A 279-nucleotide genomic window follows, 5' to 3' on the forward strand; every position below is an offset into this window, starting at 1 on the left:
CCTTGCTCAAGCAGCTCAATCAATGCTTGCTCAAGCAAACCAACAACCACAAGGCGTACTTCAATTACTTCAATAATTGGTTGCATACCTTTTGGAAAGGGACTGCCTGGTTTTCAGGCGGTCCTTTTTGCTGTTCATTTTATACGTAATCTGATTCATTCACATAAATCTTTAAAACGAGCGTATTGTTCCTTCTTAGTTTGATAGATTATTATTATTTTTAGGACAGGAAAAGAACTGTTAGAAAGCTTGTTGTTGGAATAATCTACTAGTTAATTG

General features: G+C 35.8%; 1 protein-coding gene. It reads left to right on the plus strand.

Going from position 1 to position 279, the window contains the following annotated elements:
• The coding region (locus tag LXM54_RS28665) for a flagellin (RefSeq protein WP_442780554.1) at nucleotides 1-76 on the plus strand (76 nt) is incomplete at its 5' end.
• Nucleotides 77-279 lie beyond the last annotated feature (203 nt).

This window comes from Bacillus sp. Au-Bac7 (assembly GCF_021341655.1).
Taxonomy (GTDB): domain Bacteria; phylum Bacillota; class Bacilli; order Bacillales; family Cytobacillaceae; genus Niallia.